Genomic DNA, 20,996 nt, shown 5'->3' with positions numbered 1-20,996 from the left:
CAAAAAACTTTAACCTAACCATGTTGAGACTCATATAGGAATCCAAATTGAAACGTGAGAAAGGACAGAGATTAAAAGTATGTATTGATAGGTTTTTCAGAAATTTTCTCTCTGACAAATGATTTAATATAAAAACTCAACTGTTCTCAAGATTCTTCCGGCTGTGCCGTAAAACATCTTGAGAACCTTTCATTTACAAAAGTTTTCGATATACTGAATTTGAAACCTATAAAAATAAGCTTGCCATTTCTGGCAAGCCTACATGTATTTATTTGCTAAATCTAGTAGATATTTTTAGGATTAACCACCAGCAACAGCAGGAACAATACTTACTTCATCACCATCTTTCAAGGCTGTGTTAATACCATCTAAATAGCGGATATCTTCACTATCGACGTAAAAATTTACAAATCGACGTAGCTTACCTTCTTCATCGCACAACCGGGATTTAATACCAGGAAAGCTTTGTTCTAAGGAGTCCAACAATTCAGCAATGGTGCTACCGCTGGATTCTAGACTAGCTTGATTATTAGTCAAATTCTGAAGAGTCGTAGGAACTAAAACTGTTACAGCCATAGAAGTACAAAGTGAAGAGTTAAAAGTGAGGAATACAATTAAGAGTTAGGAGTCATGAATAAAAAACTCATAACTTCATAACTCCTAACTAAACTAGGACTTGTTGCCATTCCAAGCGATCCAGAGTACGCGATCGCTCCAAGGCGCGTTCAAAACTATCCAGTTTAGCATCAATAGTCAAGGGTTCACCAACGTAGCCTTGGATTGCTTCTTGGGTTTTCAGACCATTGCCGGTGATGTAAATCACGGTAGTTTCATCTGGATCGATTTTGCCAGCTTCTACCAGTTTTTTCAGCACGGCCACGGTTGTACCACCAGCCGTTTCTGTGAAGATGCCTTCGGTTTCTGCCAGCAACTTGATGCCATCAATAATTTCTGCATCATTGACTGATTCAATGTTACCACCAGTCTTCTGAGCTAGCTCCACAGCATAAATACCATCTGCTGGGTTGCCGATCGCTAGCGATTTCGCAATTGTATTCGGTTTAACTGGTTTAATAAAGTCGCGTCCTTCTTTGAAGGCTTGGGCGATGGGCGAACAACCTTCAGCTTGAGCGCCGCTGAAACGGACTTTCTTGTTTTCTACCAAACCAACTTCGACAAATTCTTGGAAACCTTTATAAATTTTGGTAAAGAGCGAACCAGATGCTAAAGGAGCAACAACATGATCGGGTAGTTCCCAGCCTAGTTGTTCAGCAACTTCAAAGCCTAGCGTCTTGGAACCTTCAGAATAGTAAGGACGCAGATTAATATTGACAAAACCCCAACCGTGTGTGTTAGCAACTTCCGAACAGAGACGATTGACTTGATCGTAGTTGCCTTTGACGGCCATAAGGGTGGGACTATATATCAAGCTACCGATAATTTTACCGGCTTCTAAATCTGCGGGGATGAACACACAGCAGTCTAAACCGGCATGAGCTGCGATCGCAGCTGTAGAATTTGCCAAATTACCAGTGCTAGCGCAAGAAACAGTAGTGAAACCTAACTCCCGCGCTCTAGATAGTGCGACTGACACCACCCGATCCTTAAAGCTTAGGGTGGGCATATTCACGGCATCATTTTTTATATAAAGCTTATTTAGACCCAGGCGACGAGCAAGACGGTGGGAACGAACCAACGGAGTCATACCAGTTCCCACATCTATAACATTGTCAGTTGCAACAGGCAAAAAGGGACGGTAGCGCCAAATTGAATTGGGCCCAGCTTGAATTGTTTCACGAGTGACAGTCAGACGTAGGGCGTTGTAGTCATATTTAACTTCTAATGGGCCAAAACATGACTCACAAACATTACTGGCTTTGAGTTCATATTCCGCACCACATTCCTTACACTTCAAGGCTTGAAAGTAGGCAGTGCTGGTTTGGGTTTGGGTTTGGGTTTTGATTGCCTGAGTCATAAACTAGCTTTCCCTGTTTGTCTGTCACTTGTCGCCTGATACTAACACGAGCAAAAATACCAGTCAAACATACCCGACTTAAAATATCGGGTATGTTTGGTATTGAGAGGAATGATTCTTGTAAAACTTTAATACTAGTAATCTCTTTTTTTAGTATTTACACGTATATATTTAATGTTAAAAAAAAATGAAATAGCTGACCTTAGTCAGCATTAACACGGTAGATTACTATGATTAAATCGCATTTTTTCATGACAAAGTTGCATTTATTGAAATTGCTATCCTATTTAAGCAATCTAGATCGCTTATTTAACTTTCAATTTTTTTTATCTAAATGACTCTACAGAGCAGTATATATTTCTGATAACAAAGACTCAAAAACATTTATATATATAAGTTTTAGTGTTTTTAGCATTTGATTAAGCCACTAAAATTGCTATGTGTGTTGCCAAAATAAAGCTAATTTTTCAGCTTTGATGCACTCATATCATAGCTAAAGAAGTTACTTATTTATACGGAAGATTTTTTTTGCTTTAAAAGCTACATTGCTATTTACATCTCTAATTCAGCAAAATACAGTAATAAATTACACATATTTGCGATTGCCAGTCTTGATTCTCAAGGGTAAGCGTAAAACAAGTAGACAAGTTATTTCTGGTTATTGTCTCAATATAATTTCCAAGGAGTGTCAATAATTTAACTCCTTAAATATGCATTCCCAAAACTTCAACGTTTTGGGCAGCCATAATCGGTAATTCCTTAAAGGGAATTGCCGAACTTTATCCTGTCTCAAAATCCGAAATATAAGTTCAGCAAACAAACTATTTCTATGGTAAATCGAAATCAATCTGTAAATAAGCAGCGTAAACTTTACCAATTTCTAGTAGCAACAACATTATTAACTGGTAGCCTTTTCCAATTTCTCGCACCAGTATTAGCTGACGGAACTACTGCGGGTACATCTATCAGTAACACAGCGACAGCGACCTACGAAGATCCCAACAATCCAGGGACAACAATCAATGCCACTTCTAATACTGTCATTGTCACTGTAGCAGAGGTTGCTGGGATTACCGTCTCAGCGTCTGGAGTTACAGATAACAATGGCGGTAATGTTGCAGTTGGCGACTTACTAATCTACACCTACACCTTGACCAACGTCGGTAATGACCCCACCAAATTCCACATTCCCAACCAAGCGACAACAACTGGGCCGGGTACAGTTTCTGGCACATTACCAAATGGTGGTACAGCTAATAGCCTGCAATATAGCACTGACGGCGGTCAAACTTGGATAAACGTACCCCAAGGCGGCGTAGACACACCCTCTGTTCCGGTTAGCGGTACTGTGTTGGTGCGTGTGCCAGTCACTGTACAAGCTGGTGCCCAAACTAACGACATAATTACCGTTACCCTTGGTAACACTCCTGGTAATGCTCAAAACCAACTGCGGAGTCCTGATGGTGGTGACATATTCACTGTAGATAACCCCGATACTGGTGTTACTGGTGAAGTACCTGGCGCGCCAGTTAATGGTACACGAGAAGCTAGTGCCACCGAGCAAATTAAGGTTGGTTTAACGGTGAAGACCTACGCTTTAGCCAGCATTCTCAAGATTCGCAGTGGCTATAACAATGCTGGCACGACTGCGATTACAGATGACAAGTTGACCTACGATTTGAGTTTGCGAGTTGAGTCCAACGATCCCACAGGGCAGGGAATTACACCGGCAGCTTTGACGGGTACGAGCATCAATGTTGATGGCGTTCCTGGCAACTATATCTTGGTTTCTGATGCGATTCCTGCGGGTACAGATTTGGCAGTAGCACCAACTGCACCTCCTGGTTGGCGAACTGTTTATACCATTAATCCAGTTACAACTAATGCTAATACAGCTAGTTGGACTACGACAGCACCAGCCTCTCTGGCCTCAGTCACTCGCGTTGGTTTTATCAATAATCCAGCGACTATTACTTCCATTGCTCCTGGTACAACGGTAAATGGCTTCTCGATTCAGCTAGCCGTTAAATCAACTGCAACTTCACCCTTAATCGTCGCTAATATCGCTCAATTGTTTGGTCAAACATCCAGCAGCAATCTCCCAATATACGACGAATCCGGCGACCAAAATCCCAGTAACTACGACGGTTCCCCAGGCAGTATGACACCTCCTACGGGTACAGATACCAATGGTGATGGTATTCCCGATACTCTACCGCCCGGCAACGTTGATGATGGCTATATTAATACTCCAGCATCTCCAGAAACTGGAACTGACACGGGTAATAACAACAGTGGTACTGGCACAGGTGGTGAGGCGAACGTCTTCACGGTGCAAGCACCGGTTGCTTCAGCCTTACTCAACGGGCCGCAGAATGCCCCAGATGCTACTGGGCCATCGGGTGGAACCAACGATGACTTCACTAACAAATCTTCTCTCGTTCCTGCTGGTACCGCACCTGGTAGTACACTCGATCCTCAGTCAGTTGGCTTCACCAACACAGTTAAGAATAGTGGTACTGACTCAGGTGTCTTGAAGATAGAGCCAACGCCACCAACAATTCCAGGAGATTTACCGAATAATACAAAGGTGACTATTACCTATAATAGTCAGTCTGCTGTATATACTTACAATAATGGAGCTTTCAGTACAACTGGTACAGCAATTACAATCCCCAATGTTGCTCCTGGTGCAAGTATCAACTATGGTGTAGAAGTTGATTTACCTCTAGGCACGCAGTTATCTACTGATATTAGCAAAGGCTTCCCAGTACGCATCACTGCTTCGATTGACAACTACACGACGGATACTAATGGTGATGGAATTAAGGATAGTGGAAACGATAATACCTTTGATTCAACCAACATTACTATCGATCGCGTGTACACTGGCTTCCTGAAACTGCTGAAAGTGTCGCGAGTTTTACAAGGAACTGGGCCTGTAGTCCAGGGTAATGATGGCATATTGAGTATCGATCCGAAGAAGCCTGCACCAGGAAACATTATTGAGTACCAAATTCAATACACAAATATTTCCGATCCTCAATCTGGAACCGGGAATGTGATTTTGAATGCTAACAAAGTTGTGATTACTGAAAATGGTACGCAAAGCCCCAATAACTGGGCATTAGACAACGATGCCAGCGGTCAAATTGATACTAGCAACATTGTTGGTTCAGCTAAGGATTCCGGGAGTGCAACCATCCAATTCTTTAGTGGTAATCCAGCTACTAACTCTGGTATTGACCAAACTGGAACTACGGCAAACACTGATGTTGCTAAGTATGTAGATACTGTCACTGGCGCGATCGCACCGGGTATTCAAAGAACATTTACCTTCCAACGCAAGGTGAACTAATTCATTGGGATTGGGGACTTTGAAGTTCGCAGGCTCTGGTACAGAAGAGTCTGCAAACCATTTGACCTTATCCCCAACCCCCAAATAGCAAGCAAATAAGGGAATGACTTTTTCTGAGCAAAAGCTGGGAAAGATAAGTCAACAATCAACATTCTGGAATTTTATTGAGGTTATTTATATGAAGCGTGTTTCTCTTGCAGGTTTAGGAGCATTCGCTCTCATTGTTACAGTTCCATTTGTCGGTCAAATTCCGGGAATCGCAAATGTATGGCATTCAGAAAGTGCTGTTGCTCAGAATATCAAAACTCAAGGGCAAATTCAATTGCGTTTAGAAGCAGAAAAGCAGGTGGTGACACGGGATGGGCAGGGTAAGCAAAGCCAGAAATGGGAACCCTTGAAAGGTCAAGTTGTGGTGCGACCAGGAGATGTATTGCGATATACCTTGAGTGGCGAAAATAAGAGCGATCGCCCAGTGAAGAATTTAACTTTTAATCAACCTATTCCCAAAGGAATGGTCTACGTGCTGAATTCTGCCAATGTCGCCAACAATGCCAAAGTTGTTTACAGCATTGACGGTGGGCGTAGCTTTATCGAAAATCCCACTGTTAAAGTTACTCTTCCTGGCGGCAAAGTGGAAACAAAACCAGCCCCAGCCACTGCTTATACTCATATCCGTTTGCAGATTCCGTCACTTGCAGCGAAGACGACAGTCAAGGCAACTTATCAAACCCAAGTGCGCTGATTGGGACGCAAGGACGCGCTGCCTTCCTGACTCGAAAAAGAGCCGCAATCTAACAATATTTCCAGATAAAACCTGAAAACGAGATTTTTAAAGGGTTTTGGCTTAACTGGATTCACTAAATAAATAGATGCTTTTATTAACAACAAGCTTGACATTTCAGAGGAGATGTGTTCGGTGAGCCGTCCTCAAAACCAAAAGCAAATTACTTTTAGCAGTAGCTGGTGGCGACGGTTAACAGCTACTGTTCTTCTGGGAAGTTTTTTGCATACTACTATATCTATGCCAGCGATCGCGCAACAGACTAACAATCTGGTTGCGTCTTTGCCATTAATAAATCAAGCTACTTATACTTATACGGATTCTGCTAGCAATTATCAATATCAAGGAAGTTCTGAGCAAATCAATGTTAGTCCTAGCCCATTACTCGATCCATTAGGGCGGATTTTAGGTTGCGCTGGGACAATTTTACCTGACTATACAGGTTTTTCAGTTGGGGTATACGAACCGAACTCTAGCGATCTAACGGGGACAGAATTGGGCAGCTTAGTTTCTCTGACTAGAACAGAGTTGCCAGATATTTCTAATAACAATGTTCCTGGTGGTAAATCTCCAAATACCGAGAATAGTAACCCCTACTTCGTTACGAATAACCCTGCGGGTGTCTACAATTTCCTACTCGATCCCAATAAGGGTCAAACCGATCCAGGTAGAACCTATATTTTTGTAATTAATCCACCACCAAATTCTATCTATAAACAGCGGCGGATCAAGATTGAAATCCTTGGTAGTACTGGCACACAAGGTAATAATGTCGTGCGATATGTCGCTAGTTCTTTGGATGGTCAACCAATCAATATCACAGGTGAAACCAGGGTAGAGCAAACAGTTGTTTTAGTTCCCAATGCAGAAGTAAATGGACTGGACTTATTAGCCTTTGAATTCACCACAAATATGTGTCAAGCCAATCAGTTGCAGATTATTAAAACAGGCGATCGCGCTACTGCTGAACCTGGAGATACGGTAATCTACCGCCTGTCGGTAAAAAATCTTGCTGATGCTGGTTTGAATAATATATTTGTTACCGACGACCTACCTTTAGGATTTCAGTTTTTGCCGAAATCTGTGCGGGGAGAGCTAGATGGTCAACTAGTCACGATCGCCTCAGAACGCAATGGTAACACAGTGACATTCCGCACAGACATAACAATTCCCCCAGAGAAAGTCTTGAATATTGCCTACGCTGCTCAATTAACAGCTGATGCACTGCGTGGTACTGGTCGCAACACTGCGATCATTAATGCCCAACGAGCTGATAACCGTTTTAGTACTAAGGATGGCCCAGCAACGCACCAATTGAAAATTCGTCCAGGAATCGTTTCTGACTGTGGCACGATTATCGGTCGGGTGTTTATTGATAAAAACTTTGACGGTGAACAACAGCGTGGTGAGCCTGGAGTAGCCAATGCAGTGATTTTTCTAGAGGACGGAAACCGCATCACTACAGATCCTAATGGTTTGTTCTCCTTAGCTAATGTCTTACCTGGATACCACACAGGTGTACTAGACCTCAGTAGTGTAGCTGGTTACACCTTAGCTCATAACGAAAAATTCCGCGAACGAAATAGCCAATCTCGCTTGGTGCATTTAGAGCCTGGTGGCTTAGTACGCATGAACTTCGCTGTCACCCCCACATTTCAGGAGCCAGTCAAGAAATGAAACCCAGACTGCACTGTATAACCACATTTAACCTGAGATTGGTCGGGGCGATACCAGTAGCTCTCTGCCTTGTTTTGTACTCAACAATTGTCAAAGCAGAAATCACTAGTGAAAAACTCCTTTTCCCTGATTCACCTTCGCAAGCAGATAAGGGTGTTAAAGATCCTGATTTTTCAGCGGATCTGAAAAACCTATCTCCAAACCTCTCACTTAGAGGGGGAGAGGCTTTGAATTCTCCACCTCTCGAATTTGCCTCAACTTCTTCAGCATCGACTCTTGATACTTCAATTCCAAATGCCCAGCTAAGTGAAACAGAAATACAACCATTTCAACCAAAAACTTCTGTAGATTTGTCCAGAGACTTAGGCAAAATAGCAGGAATAGAGGACAAGAACGATGGACGCAAAAATACTGAAACACTGTTTCATGCTTCTCCAACGGAAATACAACCATTTCAGCCAGTAACTTCTGTAGGTTTGCCTAGAGGATTACGCAAAATTGCAGGAGTAGAGGACGCGGGGACAAGGGGACAAGGGGTAAATGAAAATCTTCCCGTGTCCCCCACTGTCCCTATCCCTACAACAATCAAAATCCTGACTCCGACGGCTGACAGTGTTGTAGATGTACAAGCTAGCACGGTGATTGTGCAGTTTCCTGCTGGTAGTCAAGTGGAATTGCGGGTAAATGGGGCGTTGGTAGACCCTTCTTTAGTAGGACGGACAGAAACTGATGCTACCACCAATTTGGTAACGCAGACATGGTATGGTGTCTCGTTAAAAGAAGGTGCAAACACCATCTCTGCACAAATTGCTGGAGGAACAGAATCCCCTGTAACAGTGCAAGTTGCAGTGCGGGGAACGCCGCAGCAATTAACTTTAGAAACAGTCGAGTCTCGTATCCCGGCGGATGGACGTTCGACGGCTACAATCCGGGGTCAACTCATCGATGCAAACGCTAATCGCTCGAATCGTGATGCTGTTGTCACGCTCATTCCCAGTGCTGGGGAGTTAGTCGGGAAAGACTTCAAACCCGATGAACCGGGATTTCAAGTAGAGGCGAAAGGGGGACAATTTACAGCTACGTTGCGATCGCAACTGAAGGCCGAAACTGTGACAATTCGCGCGATCGCAAATGATTTAGAAGCCTTCACTCAACTACAATTTGAAACGGCACTGCGTCCGAGTTTGGTGACGGGGGTAATAGATTTACGATTGGGCGCTAGAGGTACAAATTATTACGGCAGTTTCCGTGATTTCCTCCCCCCTGACAAAAACAACGGAACCCAATTAGATTTCCATTCAGCGATATTTGCCACTGGTGCGATCGGAGAATGGTTATTTACAGGTGCATATAACAGTTCTCGTAGCCTTAATGAAGATTGCAACTGCGATAATCGCCTGTTTAGAACTTACCAATTCAGCGAGCAAAACTATCCTGTCTACGGCGATAGCTCGAAAGTTGATGTAGTCGCTCCTTCCATTGACAGTGTATTTTTGCGTTTTGAGCGTTCAGCTCGTATCCCCGGCTCCGATCCTGATTATGCTATGTGGGGTGACTATAACACAGAAGAATTTGCGCGGCGATCGCAGCAATTTACTTCTATCACACGTCAACTCCACGGTTTTAAAGCTAATTACAACTTAGGAAACCTACAAATTACAGGTTTCTATGGCGACCACTTAGAAGGATTTCAACGGGATACTATTGCTCCCGATGGTACTAGTGGTTATTACTTCCTCTCTCGCAGACTATTACAAGCAGGTAGTGAAAATGTCTTTATCGAGCTAGAAGAACTCAATCGTCCTGGGACTGTATTAGAACGGAAACAACTTAACCGAGGCCCAGACTACGAAATCGATTACGATCGCGGTACTTTATTATTCCGTGAACCTATTCTTCGCACTGATATCGATCAAACCGGACAAGTGTTGGTACGTCGGATTGTTGTTAGCTATCAATATGACAGCGAAGACTCTGACGGGAGTATCTATGCTGGTCGTTTGCAATATAATCTTTCCCGCAAACTTAATTCTGAAAGTTGGATAGGAGCAAGCTACGTTCAAGAAAATCATGGGGTGCGCGACTTTCAACTTTATGGTGCAGATGCGCTGATTGCTTTGGGTGACAACGGTAAGTTAATCGCAGAATATGCCCATTCTACGAATGACTCTGATGTTGTGGGAAAAGTCAGAGGTGATGCTTACCGTTTAGAAGCTGAAGGAAAGATTGCTAATGGGATTCAAGGTCGTGCCTATTATCGCTTTGCTGATACGGGTTTTGCCAATAATTCTACTATCAGCTTTGTCCCAGGACAAACCCGTTATGGAGTGCAGGTTACAGCTAAACTCACTTCAGCTACCAACGTCAGAGCGCAATACGACCACGAAGACAATTTTGGGATTGCTCCCCAACCCCTAGACACTTTTGAAGAACTGTTTGCACCACGTTATGAGGCGATACCTGGTAGCAAGGTTGATAATTCGCTGACAACGATTTCTGCTGGGATTCAACAACGCCTGGGTAGCGCCACTATCGATCTGGATTTGATTCATCGTCAACTGGAAGACCGCATCCCCGACAGTACCCTAAGTAGTAATTCCGATCAGCTGCGATCGCGTTTTTCAGTTCCTCTAGCTAAAAACCTGACATTCCAAGCCCAAAATGAACTCAGCTTATCTTCCCAAAAAAATGCTATTTACCCAGACCGTACCATTTTCGGGTTGAATTGGGCAGTAATTCCTGGTGTCAGCGTCAGTTTAGCCCAACAGTATTACACTAGCGGTCAATATTCAGGTAATTCCATCACCAGTTTGAGTGTCAACGGCGAACACAAACTCGGCTCGGATACTACCTTGACTGGTCGTTACTCAATTTTGGGTGGTGCTAACGAAATGACTACCCAAGGAGCAATTGGGATAAATAACCGTTGGATTATTGCTTCTGGATTGCGGCTGAACGTTGCTTACGAACACGTATTTGGCAACTTCTTCGGACGCACTTTGGCAGGTCAACAATACGCTCAACCCTACGCCTTTGGTCAAGCTGCATCTGCGATCGGATTTGATGGGGGTGATAGCTACAGTGTGGGTCTGGAATACAGTGATAATCCGCAGTTTCAAGCTAGCGTCCGTTACGAACATCGTTCCTCTTCTGGTGGTGCTAATACAGTAATTACCGCAGGTGCTGCGGGTAAAATTTCTCCGGCTCTCACAGCTTTGGTACGTTATCAACAAGCTGGTTCTTCCAATCAAAAGCTTTCAGGATTGGGAGATACTGCTAACCTAAAACTGGGTTTAGCCTACCGCGACCCCAATAACGATAAATTTAATGCTTTATTACGTTATGAATATCGCCAAAATCCATCAACCATCCCTGACACCATCTTCTTAGGAAGTGGTACGGGTTCTCAAGACCATACCTTTGCTTTAGAAGCAATTTACGCTCCTAACTGGCAATGGGAATTCTACGGGAAGTATGCGTTGCGTAACAGTACCTCTTACATAGCTAGTGATTTAGCTGGTACTAGCACAGTCAATCTGGCCCAAGTACGTGCTACCTATCGTTTGGGATATAGCTGGGATTTGGTGGGTGAAGCTCGTGTAATTAGTCAGTCTAGCTACAGTGAGACAGGCTTTGTTCTGGAAACAGGCTACTACCTCACGCCTAATCTGCGCGTTTCGGCTGGTTACGTCTTTGGTAAAGTTGATGACCGGGATTTCTCAGGAACACGTTCCGCAGGTGGGGCGTATTTAGGCTTTACGGTTAAGCTCAACGAATTGTTTGACGGCTTTGGACAACAAAAACCTGTAGCGCGTCAGCCACAGGAATCGGCGATGAAAACTTTGGTCGGTAAGCTCAAGGCTGCAACCAGAGGGATTCAAAGACGTGAAATATAAAACAGTTATTTGTATAGATTTAGTAATGTTAAATCTCTACACCACGTCAATTTTTAACCTAGAATTTCTTAATTTTAATTCTCAACATTATTGCTTTGGAAATTAGATGTTTGTTTAACTATTTAAAAGCGATCGCCAGAGTAAATATGAATACAAGTGGTAGATTATCCTCGATTTTGGGCAATCTAAAGACTGGAGATTTATTTGAGGTAAATCAGACTTCATTGATGATTAGGGTTAGGGTAATCAACATTTTTTAAAAGTTATTTTATGGTGATTTACTAGTGAAAAACTTAAGGCAAAATTTTCAGGCGTTGGGCTGGGGGCTGATGAGTGCAACATTAGTACTTCAACCTACGTTAGTACAAGCTCAATATATTCAGCGATCGTTCTTAAATCCCAGTTTTGAACAACCTGTTTTTAGTAATAGTTGTTACATTCAAGTGGATGAAAGTCAGATCCCCGGATGGACAACAACCCATAGTACCAAGCAAGGTACAGCTTCTTGTACAACTAATGGTTTCACTACATTAGGTCACATCATTGAAATTTGGACAAAAGGATTTAATGGTGTTAACACAGCAACTAGTGCAGGAAATCAATTTGCGGAGTTAAATGCTGAAGAAGCTTCCGAGTTGTATCAGAATATATGCCTAATTAAAGATGAAACGATCACATTCTCTCTTCTACACCGTGGGCGGTCAAGTGCAACTATTGCTGATGTAGCAAATTTTTTAATTGGACTAAATACTGATCCAACAGCAACTGTTTTTGGCAAATTTTCAACAACTAACAATGGGACAGTTACAGCACAACCCGTAGCACAGAATGGTGCAACTATTCCTACTGTAACTAACAATAATGCTGGAAATGGCTGGGTGCGATACAATGGCACTGTTCCTTACACTGGTGCTTCTGGTAATCGACCTGTAGGATTTGCGGCCGTTTCCACAGGGGGCGGGAACAATACTGTAGGTAACTTCCTTGATGACGTGCAATTTGCTGGTAAACCGGTGCTTGAGTTTACAGCGAGTTCTGGTGGTGCAGCAGAATCGGAAACTACCCCTACAACTAACCCCCCTAAACTCAGAATCGTTGGTTTAGTCCCAACTGGGGGGATCAGTGTTCCGATTTCCGTCTCTGGTACAGCAGTTTTAGGTACAGACTACGATACAACATCACACACATCCACTTTTAATATCACTATTCCTGCGGGTAACTACGATGGTAGTGATGCTACTAGTGTTTTTACCATTCCTTTTACTGTCATTAATAACAACGTTCCTCAAGGTGTGAGGACAATCATATTCACCATACAAACTTCATCTAGTTTTTTCGCCAGTTCAACAATGACTTGTGGTAATTCCCCAACAGTCGCTTCCAACTATACTATATATGATGATGATTTCCTTAGCGGCAAGGTTTGGGATGATGCCGACAATAGCGCTAACAATACTTTTACTAATATCAATACTGGCTCGGAAACTGGCACTAATGCAGGTGGGTTATTAAATGCTATTCTTGTGGATTCTAACAATAAAGTATTAAAAACAACAACTGTCGCTGCAAATGGTACTTATACCTTTCTTGATGTTCCCCTGAATCAAAGCAACGTTAAAATTCTCTTAAGTACAACTGCTGGCACAATAGGTAATACTGCCCCTGCACCATCGCTTCCCTCTAACTGGGTTAATACTAGCCCATTGACGACGGCTAGTTTTAATACTGGCACAAACATCTCTAGTAAGGACTTTGGGATTGAGCAGTTACCTGATACTAATAACGTCACTGCATCTTCACAAACAAATCCAGGGGGAACCAATAAATCGCAAGTACCCACTTTATCAGCTACTGACCCTGAAGATGGCAACTTTAGTGTTGGCAAAAGTTTCAAGATTACTAGTCTGCCAACAAATGGGATACTTTATTACAATAACGTAGCTGTGACAGCGAACCAAGTCATTAATAATTACGATCCAACTCAGCTAACATTAGATCCAAATGATGGTGCAATAACGGTTACATTTACAGTAGCAGGTGTAGATGCAGCAGGCAAAGAAGATCCCACACCTGCTACTGTGACTATGCCATTCACAGTTAGCAAACCCAAGCTACTTTTAATTAAACGGATCACGCGTATCAATAACCAATATTTAAACGACATTGTGGATGGTCGTAGTGACGTTCCTACCAGTGCTGCCAATTATGTGTCATCTCTCTATGACACTGATGATGATAGCAATAAACCATGGCCACTTGGTTACTTGCGGGGATTAATTAATGCTGGGATAGTCAAACTAGGGGACGAATTAGAATACACCATCTATTTTCTTTCCAATGGTCTTGGTAATGCGACTAATGTGAAATTCTGTGACTTAGTTCCGACTAATGTTAATTTTATTCCTACTGCTTTTAATGGTATGACTCCTAGTGATGGTGGCTTGCCAGGAGCGGATCGAGGAATTGCCCTAGCTATTGGTTCTACTACACCTACGCTTTATCTTACTAATGTAGCAGATAGCGATCGCGGGCGTTTTTATACAGCTAATGACTCAGGAACACCATCATACTGCGGTACTAACACCAATGGAGCAGTAGTGGTCAATATTACAGTCCCAAGTTTTCCCAATATACCCGCAGCCACTGGATCTGGTACACCAGCTAATTCTTATGGTTTTGTCCGCTTCCGCGCTAAGGTGAAATAGTTTTAACCACCGCTAACTAGTGGAATTAACGCCATTAGGAGAGTTCAGGCTGTTTGGTAACGAGGCGATCGCAGCTTGTTCACCGAAGCATCACAGTTTGGCAAAAATATCTCTTAAAGAATCCGAAAAGTAGCAACTTCAGTTTGAATATTCAGCATATACCTACAAATAAGTCATGGTAAATATGAATCTAAAACTGAGATTTAAACCAGTTTCTCACAGTTGGGTTGCTCTACATCTAAAGCCTAAAGGAGTAATTCAATTTATTGCCGGGGCTTTCTTTGGTACATTTGCCCCTATGCTTTTTTATCGTTATCTGCTTCAATCTTTATTTGAGCAGGGATATACAATTATTCTTTTGCCGTTTAATTTTACTTTTAACCATTATGTAGAAGCTGGTTTTCTCATGAGAGAACAGTATGAAATTCTGCCAGAGCTTGTGAAAATGGCAAGTGTTGCAGGATATGATTATGAAGCCTATCTAAATGATAAGAACTTTTCTTGGATTGGACATAGCCTTGGCTGTAAATATATCTCGCTGTTAGAAGGATTTACTGCTCTACCTTCAGACGCTCATGATAGAGAGCAGTTTCTACGGAATCTAGTATTTAAAACTTCGGATGAGTCACAGATAGAAAGTGTTATTGCAGATATTAACATTCTCTTTGATGAACTAACGCGAAAAAAGGATGAAGTTAAAAAATTAATTTATACTTATGTGCATAAGAATATCAATATTAACAGTGTCTTCATTAAAGGACAGGTTTCTATCCTCTTAGCTCCTGCTATTGCTGACACAGGGAGCGCAATTCGTCCTCAATTTTTAGCGGATATCATCGATAATCTTGGTTGGGGTGTGAAACCAACTGTTGAAGAAACCCAGCATTTAATTAAGGATAGTGGGCTATTTAATATCATGGGTTTAGTCTGTTTCAAATCAGACAATATTGCTAAATCAACCTGTGAATGGTTTACTAATATTCTGCAAAAGCCACCTAAAGATTTTCGGAAAACTGTAGCAGGTGGACATTTAAGACCTTTAGGTATTCAGCTAGCGAAGTATGTCGTTAATCTTTTTGATAAACCGTTAATTGAGTCAGTTCAAGAACGAAACAAAGCATTTGAGCATAATGTAATTCAATTGCTTGAGGAACTGAAAGAAAAATCGAGATAATGGGCATTGGACATGGGGCACATGGGGCAGAGAGGAAAAACTTACTGCAATTTCTCCTCTGCTCCCCTGCTCCCCACTCCCTAACTCTCTTTCATGACAATCCCAATTCTTCTGGAAAACCGAGCATGATGTTTAGGTTTTGGACTGCGGCTCCTGATGCGCCCTTACCCAGGTTGTCAAGACGAGCAACTAGCAACACTTCTTTGGTAGTGTCATTGGCGAATACAAAAACCTGAACAATATTGGTATTATTCAGTGCGTAGGCGTAGCCCGTCGTAGACATCGCATCCAGAAATGTTCCGTCTCTCAGCAGACTAGAATCTTGGAATGGAGCAACCTGCACGAACTTTTCACTTTGGTAGTAATCAGCGATCGCTTGATGAATAATCTTACCTGATGGTGGATTATCCAAAGTTCCCAGTGGCAAAGGTACTTGTACTAGCATCCCCTGCTCAAAATCTCCCACTGCTGGTACGAACAGCGGCAGTGATGTTAACCCCGAATACTGCTGCATTTCCTTGACGTGCTTATGCCCAAACTGCAAACCGTAGATGCCATAAGGGTAGAGCGACTCTGCCCCGGCTTGCTGTTCATGGAAGGTATGGTACTGTTTAATGAGATTCTTTCCGCCACCAGAGTAACCTGACACTGCATTAACGGTGATCGGAAAATTACTATTTAGGAGTTCTTTGGCAATCAACGGACGGATACAAGCTAAAAATCCTGTGGGATAACAGCCCGGATTGCTGACAAACTGGGCGCTGGCGATTTTCTCTCGCTGTCCTGGGTTTAGTTCAGGGAAACCATATACCCAGTTCTTAGCTGTGCGATGGGCAGTACTAGCATCAAGGATCTTAACCCTAGTATTACTAACTAAGCTAACAGCTTCGCGGGCTGCATCATCAGGCAGGCAGAGAATGATAATATCAACAGCATTGATTAGTTTGGTTCGCTCAGTTGCATCTTTACGCTTAGATGCTTCAATGCTAACTAACTCGATATCATCACGTTGGTTCAGGCGTGAGTAAATTTGTAAGCCTGTGGTTCCTGATTCCCCATCAATGAAAATCTTCGGTTTAGTAGTCATGCGCTTGTTATATGTGAGTGATATTTTGACTGATTAATACTTACTTGACTTCTGCTAAATAGATATATCCAGAAACCTTGTAGAGACTTAGTAGTACTATGTCTCTATTTTTTCACCAGATGTCTAATGAATTATAATTTTCGTTAAGGGCTACTCCTCCCAAGCTAGAGTACGTTTCACTGCTTTTTGCCAAGTACCAAAGTTGGACAAGGGGAAATCACTCTTCGGCTCAAACACACGCTCAATTTGCCGTTGCTCCACCAGTGCTTCATAGCTCTCCCAAAATCCTACAGCTAAACCTGCCGCAAATGCTGCACCCTGAACGGTCGTATCGCGCATTACCTTTCGTTCAACTGGAATACCTAACACATCAGCTTGAAACTGCATCAAAAAATTATTCTCGCAAGCACCACCATCTACGGTTAATCGCCCAACTGGAGTACTGCTAGATGCGTTAATTGCTTGCACCACCTCCAGAACTTGATAAGCGATCGCTTCCAGCACAGCCCGAACTAGATGCTCTGGTTGTACACTGGCGGTAATGCCGAAAAAGGCTCCCCTGGCGCTCATATCCCAGTAGGGTGCGCCCAGTCCACTAAATGCTGGTACAAAATAGACTCCGCCATTATCTTTTACTTCATTGGCCATCGCTTCAGTTTCAGCAGCAGTTTTAATCAGCTTGAGGCGATCGCGTAACCATTGGATACAAGCGCCAGTAGTAAACATACTGCCCTCTAAGGCGTAACCGACATCTAAAGTCTCGCTGGTATTTGCTTGTGTCCATGCCACCGTAGAAATGAGTTGATGATGCGAGCGCACAATTTGATTCCCTGTGTGAGCAACCAAAAAGCTACCAGTACCGTAAGTACATTTCATCAAGCCGGGGCGATCGCAGCCATGACCAAATAGAGCCGCTTGCTGATCCCCCAAAATGGCAGTAATGGGAATTTCAGCGCCTAATAAAGTCGCATCAGTGACTCCAAATACTCCTAAACTCGGCTGAATCTGGGGCAAAATATCAGCCGGAATTTGAAATAGATCCAGTAAAATCTCATCCCATTCACAGGTTTTGAGATTCATTAGCATTGTACGGCTGGCGTTGCTGTGGTCAGTGGCATGGACTTTTCCACCTGTGAGGTTCCACAGCACCCAGCTATCAATAGTACCTGCTAAAACATTGTTCAGGTCAATATCAGTAAAATTGTCTAATAGCCATCGGAGTTTGGTAGCAGAAAAGTAAGCATCAATGATTAATCCGGTGCGATCGTAAATTTCATTAGCGTAGCCTTGCTCTTGTAACTGGTTGCAAAGGGGAGCAGTGCGGCGATCTTGCCAGACGATCGCTCTATGGAGTGGTTTACCAGTAGTTTTGTCCCAAATCAAACAGGTTTCGCGCTGTACAGTTAGTCCCAAGGCGGCGATCGCTGATGGCGCAATCTGGGCATTTTCAATTGCGGTTTGCATCACCCAACAGGTATCCTGCCAGATTTGTTGAGGGTCATGTTCTAACCATCCTGGCTGAGGATAATACTGAGTTAATTCTTTATATGCCTGCCCAACAATCTTGCCGTCTGCGTTAAATACAAAGGCGCGGTTGCCTGTCGTACCTAAATCCAGTGCTAAGATGTAGCCCAATGATGGAGTTTTTTTGCCAAATGTGTGCATAGCCGCTTTTAATGCTGCGTAGGCGTAGCCCGCCATAAGTATCGCAATTTTAGGAATACGCGTTCAATCAGATATACATTATTTTAGGTACATTTGGAATTCCCTGTTTGTATAACACTAGGATTTGACAAAAAGCTATACTTAGGACGATGGGTATTAATTGTCCGCCTCAAATCCCATATCCTTCATAACATTGCAGCAGCCTGTGCATTTTAATTATGTGTAAGTAGATCGGCACAGGAAATCATTATAAAAATGCTGCGATCGAGGGAATATTACACACATATTCATCCAAGTTTTAGTATTAAATTTATGTGACATGTATGTGACAACGGACAAAGTGTCACCATATTCAAGTCTGATTATGATACTCAAGTTTTATAGTTTGAATATAAAAAGTAATAGTAAACCTCATCCATTTTGAAACTTGGAGTATTGTGGGCAAAATGTCTGCTATTTCTAGATGGTATCAAGATGCTTCCACTACGTTTAATATCATATTAGGTTAAACCCTTGTAATATCTGTGATTGAGGAACAAAACCCAACATTTTATCCTTGTTAATGTTGGATTTCACTACCTTACCCCTACGGAGAAGCAAGCTACAACACAACCTACATTGATAGATTTTATTATAAGTAATCACCCAAACTTGATATCAAAACTATGGTTCTCAAAATAGATGTGGTTTAAGAGTTCAAATCATCGAAATACAACAATATTTTCGCATGTTAAAACCTAACCAAAATCGAAATGCACTACTAGCTCTGTTGTTGCTTGTGCCAGTTCCAAGTATTGGGATTACAACTCAACTGTATATGCTCCCTGGAACTAAAGGACATTTAGTAGCTTTATTATCTAAAATCTGGTTGTTGGTACTACCCATTATTTGGTTGTTATTTGTCGATAAAGAGAATTTAAAATTTGAATATCCTAAAAGACGTGATTTGTTAGCTGGAGTCGGATTAGGGTTATTAATGCTAGGCATCATCTTGATTGTTTATTGGCTGCTGGGCGCAAAATGGATAGATGTTGAATATGTTCGCAATCGAGCAACGCAAGTTGGATTGAACAGTTTTGTGATTTACTTAGTAGGTTCAGGATATTGGATATTTGTCAACTCTTTGCTTGAGGAATTTGTCTGGCGTTGGTTTGTCTATCGTAAATGTGAAATTTTGGTATCAAGTCCTTTAGCTGTAGTACTATCTGCACTATTTTTTACAATTCATCACGTTGTTGGTTTGGCAGCTTATTTCGACTGGCGTGCGACAACATTATGCTCTTTGGGGGTATTTATAGCAGGGGCGGTTTGGTCATGGTGCTACTTAAATTATTGCTCGATTTGGCCTGGATACATCAGCCATGTTTTTGCAGATATAGCAATTTTCCTGATTGGCTGGCAACTTATCTTTGCTTAACAAAAATGTAATCAATCTCTAGCGAACTAATTAATCAAAATCTCTCAATATAATGTGTTTTTTTAAGTCGAAACTAATTATACCTTCTTCTTGTAATTTGCCCATCAATCGTGTGATTGTTACCCTAGTGGTGCAGCAGGCGCTAGCAATATCTTCGTGAGTAAAGCGAACACTTAGGCGAGTTCCCTCTGATACAGTTTCACCCACTTCTCGTTTCAAAAGTTGTAATAGATGGTGGAAGCGTTCTTGTACTCGCCGTCTTCCACAAATGGCTAAAAAAGATTCTGTTTGCTGTAATCGGTGATTAATTTTTGGTAGAAGTGTATGGCTAAGTGTTGGAGAAGCTGCTATCTCTACCGTGTAAATTGACACCAACTCAACATCAGCTAGGACTGTTGCTTGGTAAATGTTTAAAGATGTCAAACTAGAACCAAAAACCATTCCTGCTGTTGCCAATCCTATCAGCACTTCTTCACCCGTTTCGCAGTAGGTACTGAGTTTGACCAAACCCTGAGAAACATACCAAATTACCAATGGGTTGAGGAGAATAGTTTCTCCTCTAACATATTTATGTATGGGGCGATCGTTGAAGATGTCACTGTCGCCCTTGACTATTGCTGATTCTAAATGCTGACGCTCAGTAATATTACGCAGCATCCAGCGCAGAGAGATTGCCTTACCTTGGTGATTGCGGATAACTGCCACTGTCAAAGCTGCATCAAAGAACTTGCCATAACGTTGCTGCAAACGTACAAATAACTCTCTAACTCTGTCTGATTGCGATAGCTGCATCAGTTCGTTACAAACTTGCTGACGTTCTTCTAGAAGAACAAAGTTAACTATTGGTTTGCCTACTAAAAAATGCTTTGAAACATTCAACAACTTAGCTGCGCTGAGGTTAGCTTCTTGGATGATTCCTTCTCTATTAGTCACTAAATAGCCGTCTGGCGCCAACTCGAATAAATCTTGGTAGTGTTGGCGTTCTGCCTCTAACCAATCTCGTGTTTTTACTAGTTCCTCGTTTTGCTGATAAAGTTCCTCCGCCGCTAACTGTACTATCTTTGAGGTGTTATAGAGTTCCTTAAAAGCTTGCGGTAGCAGATCCGGGGAAATCCAAGGTAGTACACTAGCAGTTTGGTATAAATCTGCTAAACGCTTGTGCAATACTTCTGCGCGTTGGATAAATTTTTCTATGTTCACCTTAAATTCCCACTACTTGCTTGCAGAGGTTGAGCAAAAAAATCTACTAAGTAAATCCTTG

At 42.3% G+C, this 20,996-nt stretch carries 12 protein-coding genes; 7 read left to right on the top strand and 5 right to left on the bottom strand.

Annotation, left to right across the window (positions count from 1 at the left end):
- Positions 1–300 precede the first annotated feature (300 nt).
- Positions 301–576 (bottom strand): ubiquitin-like small modifier protein 1, encoded by a 276-nt coding sequence (locus tag V7L12_RS24755; RefSeq protein WP_335088373.1) that lies wholly within the window; start codon positions 574–576, stop codon positions 301–303.
- 88 nt (positions 577–664) lie between these two features.
- On the bottom strand, positions 665–1,975 hold the full coding sequence (gene thrC / locus V7L12_RS24750; protein ID WP_335088371.1) for a threonine synthase: 1,311 nt from the start codon (positions 1,973–1,975) through the stop codon (positions 665–667).
- Between the two features lie 829 nt (positions 1,976–2,804).
- On the opposite strand from thrC, the gene V7L12_RS24745 reads away from it, so the two are divergent.
- The 6 genes from V7L12_RS24745 to V7L12_RS24720 all read left to right on the top strand — a co-directional run bounded on the left by V7L12_RS24745 (position 2,805) and on the right by V7L12_RS24720 (position 15,566).
- On the top strand, positions 2,805–5,333 hold the full coding sequence (locus V7L12_RS24745) for a beta strand repeat-containing protein (RefSeq protein ID WP_335088370.1): 2,529 nt from the start codon (positions 2,805–2,807) through the stop codon (positions 5,331–5,333).
- Positions 5,334–5,511: 178 nt separating this feature from the next.
- The gene (locus V7L12_RS24740) at positions 5,512–6,075 is read left to right on the top strand and encodes a hypothetical protein (protein ID WP_335088460.1); all 564 of its coding nucleotides are present in this window, start codon (positions 5,512–5,514) and stop codon (positions 6,073–6,075) included.
- Positions 6,076–6,240: 165 nt separating this feature from the next.
- Positions 6,241–7,791, top strand: coding sequence for a hypothetical protein (locus V7L12_RS24735; RefSeq protein WP_335088368.1), 1,551 nt, complete (start codon positions 6,241–6,243; stop codon positions 7,789–7,791).
- The gene (locus tag V7L12_RS24730; RefSeq protein ID WP_335088366.1) at positions 7,788–11,687 is read left to right on the top strand and encodes a TonB-dependent receptor; all 3,900 of its coding nucleotides are present in this window, start codon (positions 7,788–7,790) and stop codon (positions 11,685–11,687) included. The genes V7L12_RS24735 and V7L12_RS24730 overlap by 4 nt, the downstream gene beginning before the upstream one ends.
- Before the next feature lie 284 nt (positions 11,688–11,971).
- Positions 11,972–14,392 carry a hypothetical protein gene (locus V7L12_RS24725; RefSeq protein ID WP_335088364.1) on the top strand — a complete coding sequence of 807 codons (2,421 nt, stop codon included), beginning with the start codon at positions 11,972–11,974 and terminating at the stop codon, positions 14,390–14,392.
- 175 nt (positions 14,393–14,567) lie between these two features.
- A complete protein-coding gene (locus V7L12_RS24720) occupies positions 14,568–15,566 on the top strand; it encodes a DUF1350 family protein (RefSeq protein ID WP_335088362.1) in 999 nt (332 codons plus the stop codon).
- A 91-nt stretch (positions 15,567–15,657) separates the two neighbouring features.
- On the opposite strand, the gene argC is transcribed toward V7L12_RS24720, so the two are convergent.
- Together argC and glpK are read right to left on the bottom strand one after the other, a co-directional pair.
- Positions 15,658–16,653: an N-acetyl-gamma-glutamyl-phosphate reductase gene (gene argC, locus V7L12_RS24715; protein WP_335088360.1), complete on the bottom strand. Its 996-nt coding sequence runs from the start codon at positions 16,651–16,653 to the stop codon at positions 15,658–15,660.
- Positions 16,654–16,803: 150 nt separating this feature from the next.
- Positions 16,804–18,318, bottom strand: a complete 1,515-nt coding sequence (gene glpK, locus V7L12_RS24710) for a glycerol kinase GlpK (protein ID WP_335088459.1) — start codon at positions 18,316–18,318, stop codon at positions 16,804–16,806.
- 727 nt (positions 18,319–19,045) lie between these two features.
- Here glpK and V7L12_RS24705 point away from each other — a divergent pair.
- Positions 19,046–19,735 carry a CPBP family intramembrane glutamic endopeptidase gene (locus V7L12_RS24705; protein WP_334821543.1) on the top strand — a complete coding sequence of 230 codons (690 nt, stop codon included), beginning with the start codon at positions 19,046–19,048 and terminating at the stop codon, positions 19,733–19,735.
- Positions 19,736–19,765: 30 nt separating this feature from the next.
- Here the strand turns inward: V7L12_RS24705 and V7L12_RS24700 are convergent, their stop codons facing one another.
- Positions 19,766–20,935, bottom strand: a complete 1,170-nt coding sequence (locus tag V7L12_RS24700) for a PAS domain S-box protein (protein WP_335088358.1) — start codon at positions 20,933–20,935, stop codon at positions 19,766–19,768.
- Between the last annotated feature and the right edge of the window lie 61 nt (positions 20,936–20,996).

Origin of the sequence: Nostoc sp., assembly GCF_036918245.1 — a bacterium.
In the GTDB taxonomy this organism is placed as follows: Bacteria; Cyanobacteriota; Cyanobacteriia; order Cyanobacteriales; family Nostocaceae; genus Nostoc.
This window is presented reverse-complemented; position numbering and strand designations above follow the sequence as displayed.

Bases quoted from the DNA above. Each gene is read 5' to 3' on its own strand.
- V7L12_RS24720 (WP_335088362.1), top strand. From the start codon at position 14,568: ATGGTAAATATGAATCTAAAACTGAGATTTAAACCAGTTTCTCACAGT.
- argC (WP_335088360.1), bottom strand. From the start codon at position 16,653: ATGACTACTAAACCGAAGATTTTCATTGATGGGGAATCAGGAACCACA.
- V7L12_RS24730 (WP_335088366.1), top strand. From the start codon at position 7,788: ATGAAACCCAGACTGCACTGTATAACCACATTTAACCTGAGATTGGTC.
- V7L12_RS24745 (WP_335088370.1), top strand. From the start codon at position 2,805: ATGGTAAATCGAAATCAATCTGTAAATAAGCAGCGTAAACTTTACCAA.
- V7L12_RS24740 (WP_335088460.1), top strand. From the start codon at position 5,512: ATGAAGCGTGTTTCTCTTGCAGGTTTAGGAGCATTCGCTCTCATTGTT.
- V7L12_RS24755 (WP_335088373.1), bottom strand. From the start codon at position 576: ATGGCTGTAACAGTTTTAGTTCCTACGACTCTTCAGAATTTGACTAAT.
- thrC (WP_335088371.1), bottom strand. From the start codon at position 1,975: ATGACTCAGGCAATCAAAACCCAAACCCAAACCCAAACCAGCACTGCC.
- glpK (WP_335088459.1), bottom strand. From the start codon at position 18,318: ATGCACACATTTGGCAAAAAAACTCCATCATTGGGCTACATCTTAGCA.
- V7L12_RS24705 (WP_334821543.1), top strand. From the start codon at position 19,046: ATGTTAAAACCTAACCAAAATCGAAATGCACTACTAGCTCTGTTGTTG.
- V7L12_RS24735 (WP_335088368.1), top strand. From the start codon at position 6,241: ATGTGTTCGGTGAGCCGTCCTCAAAACCAAAAGCAAATTACTTTTAGC.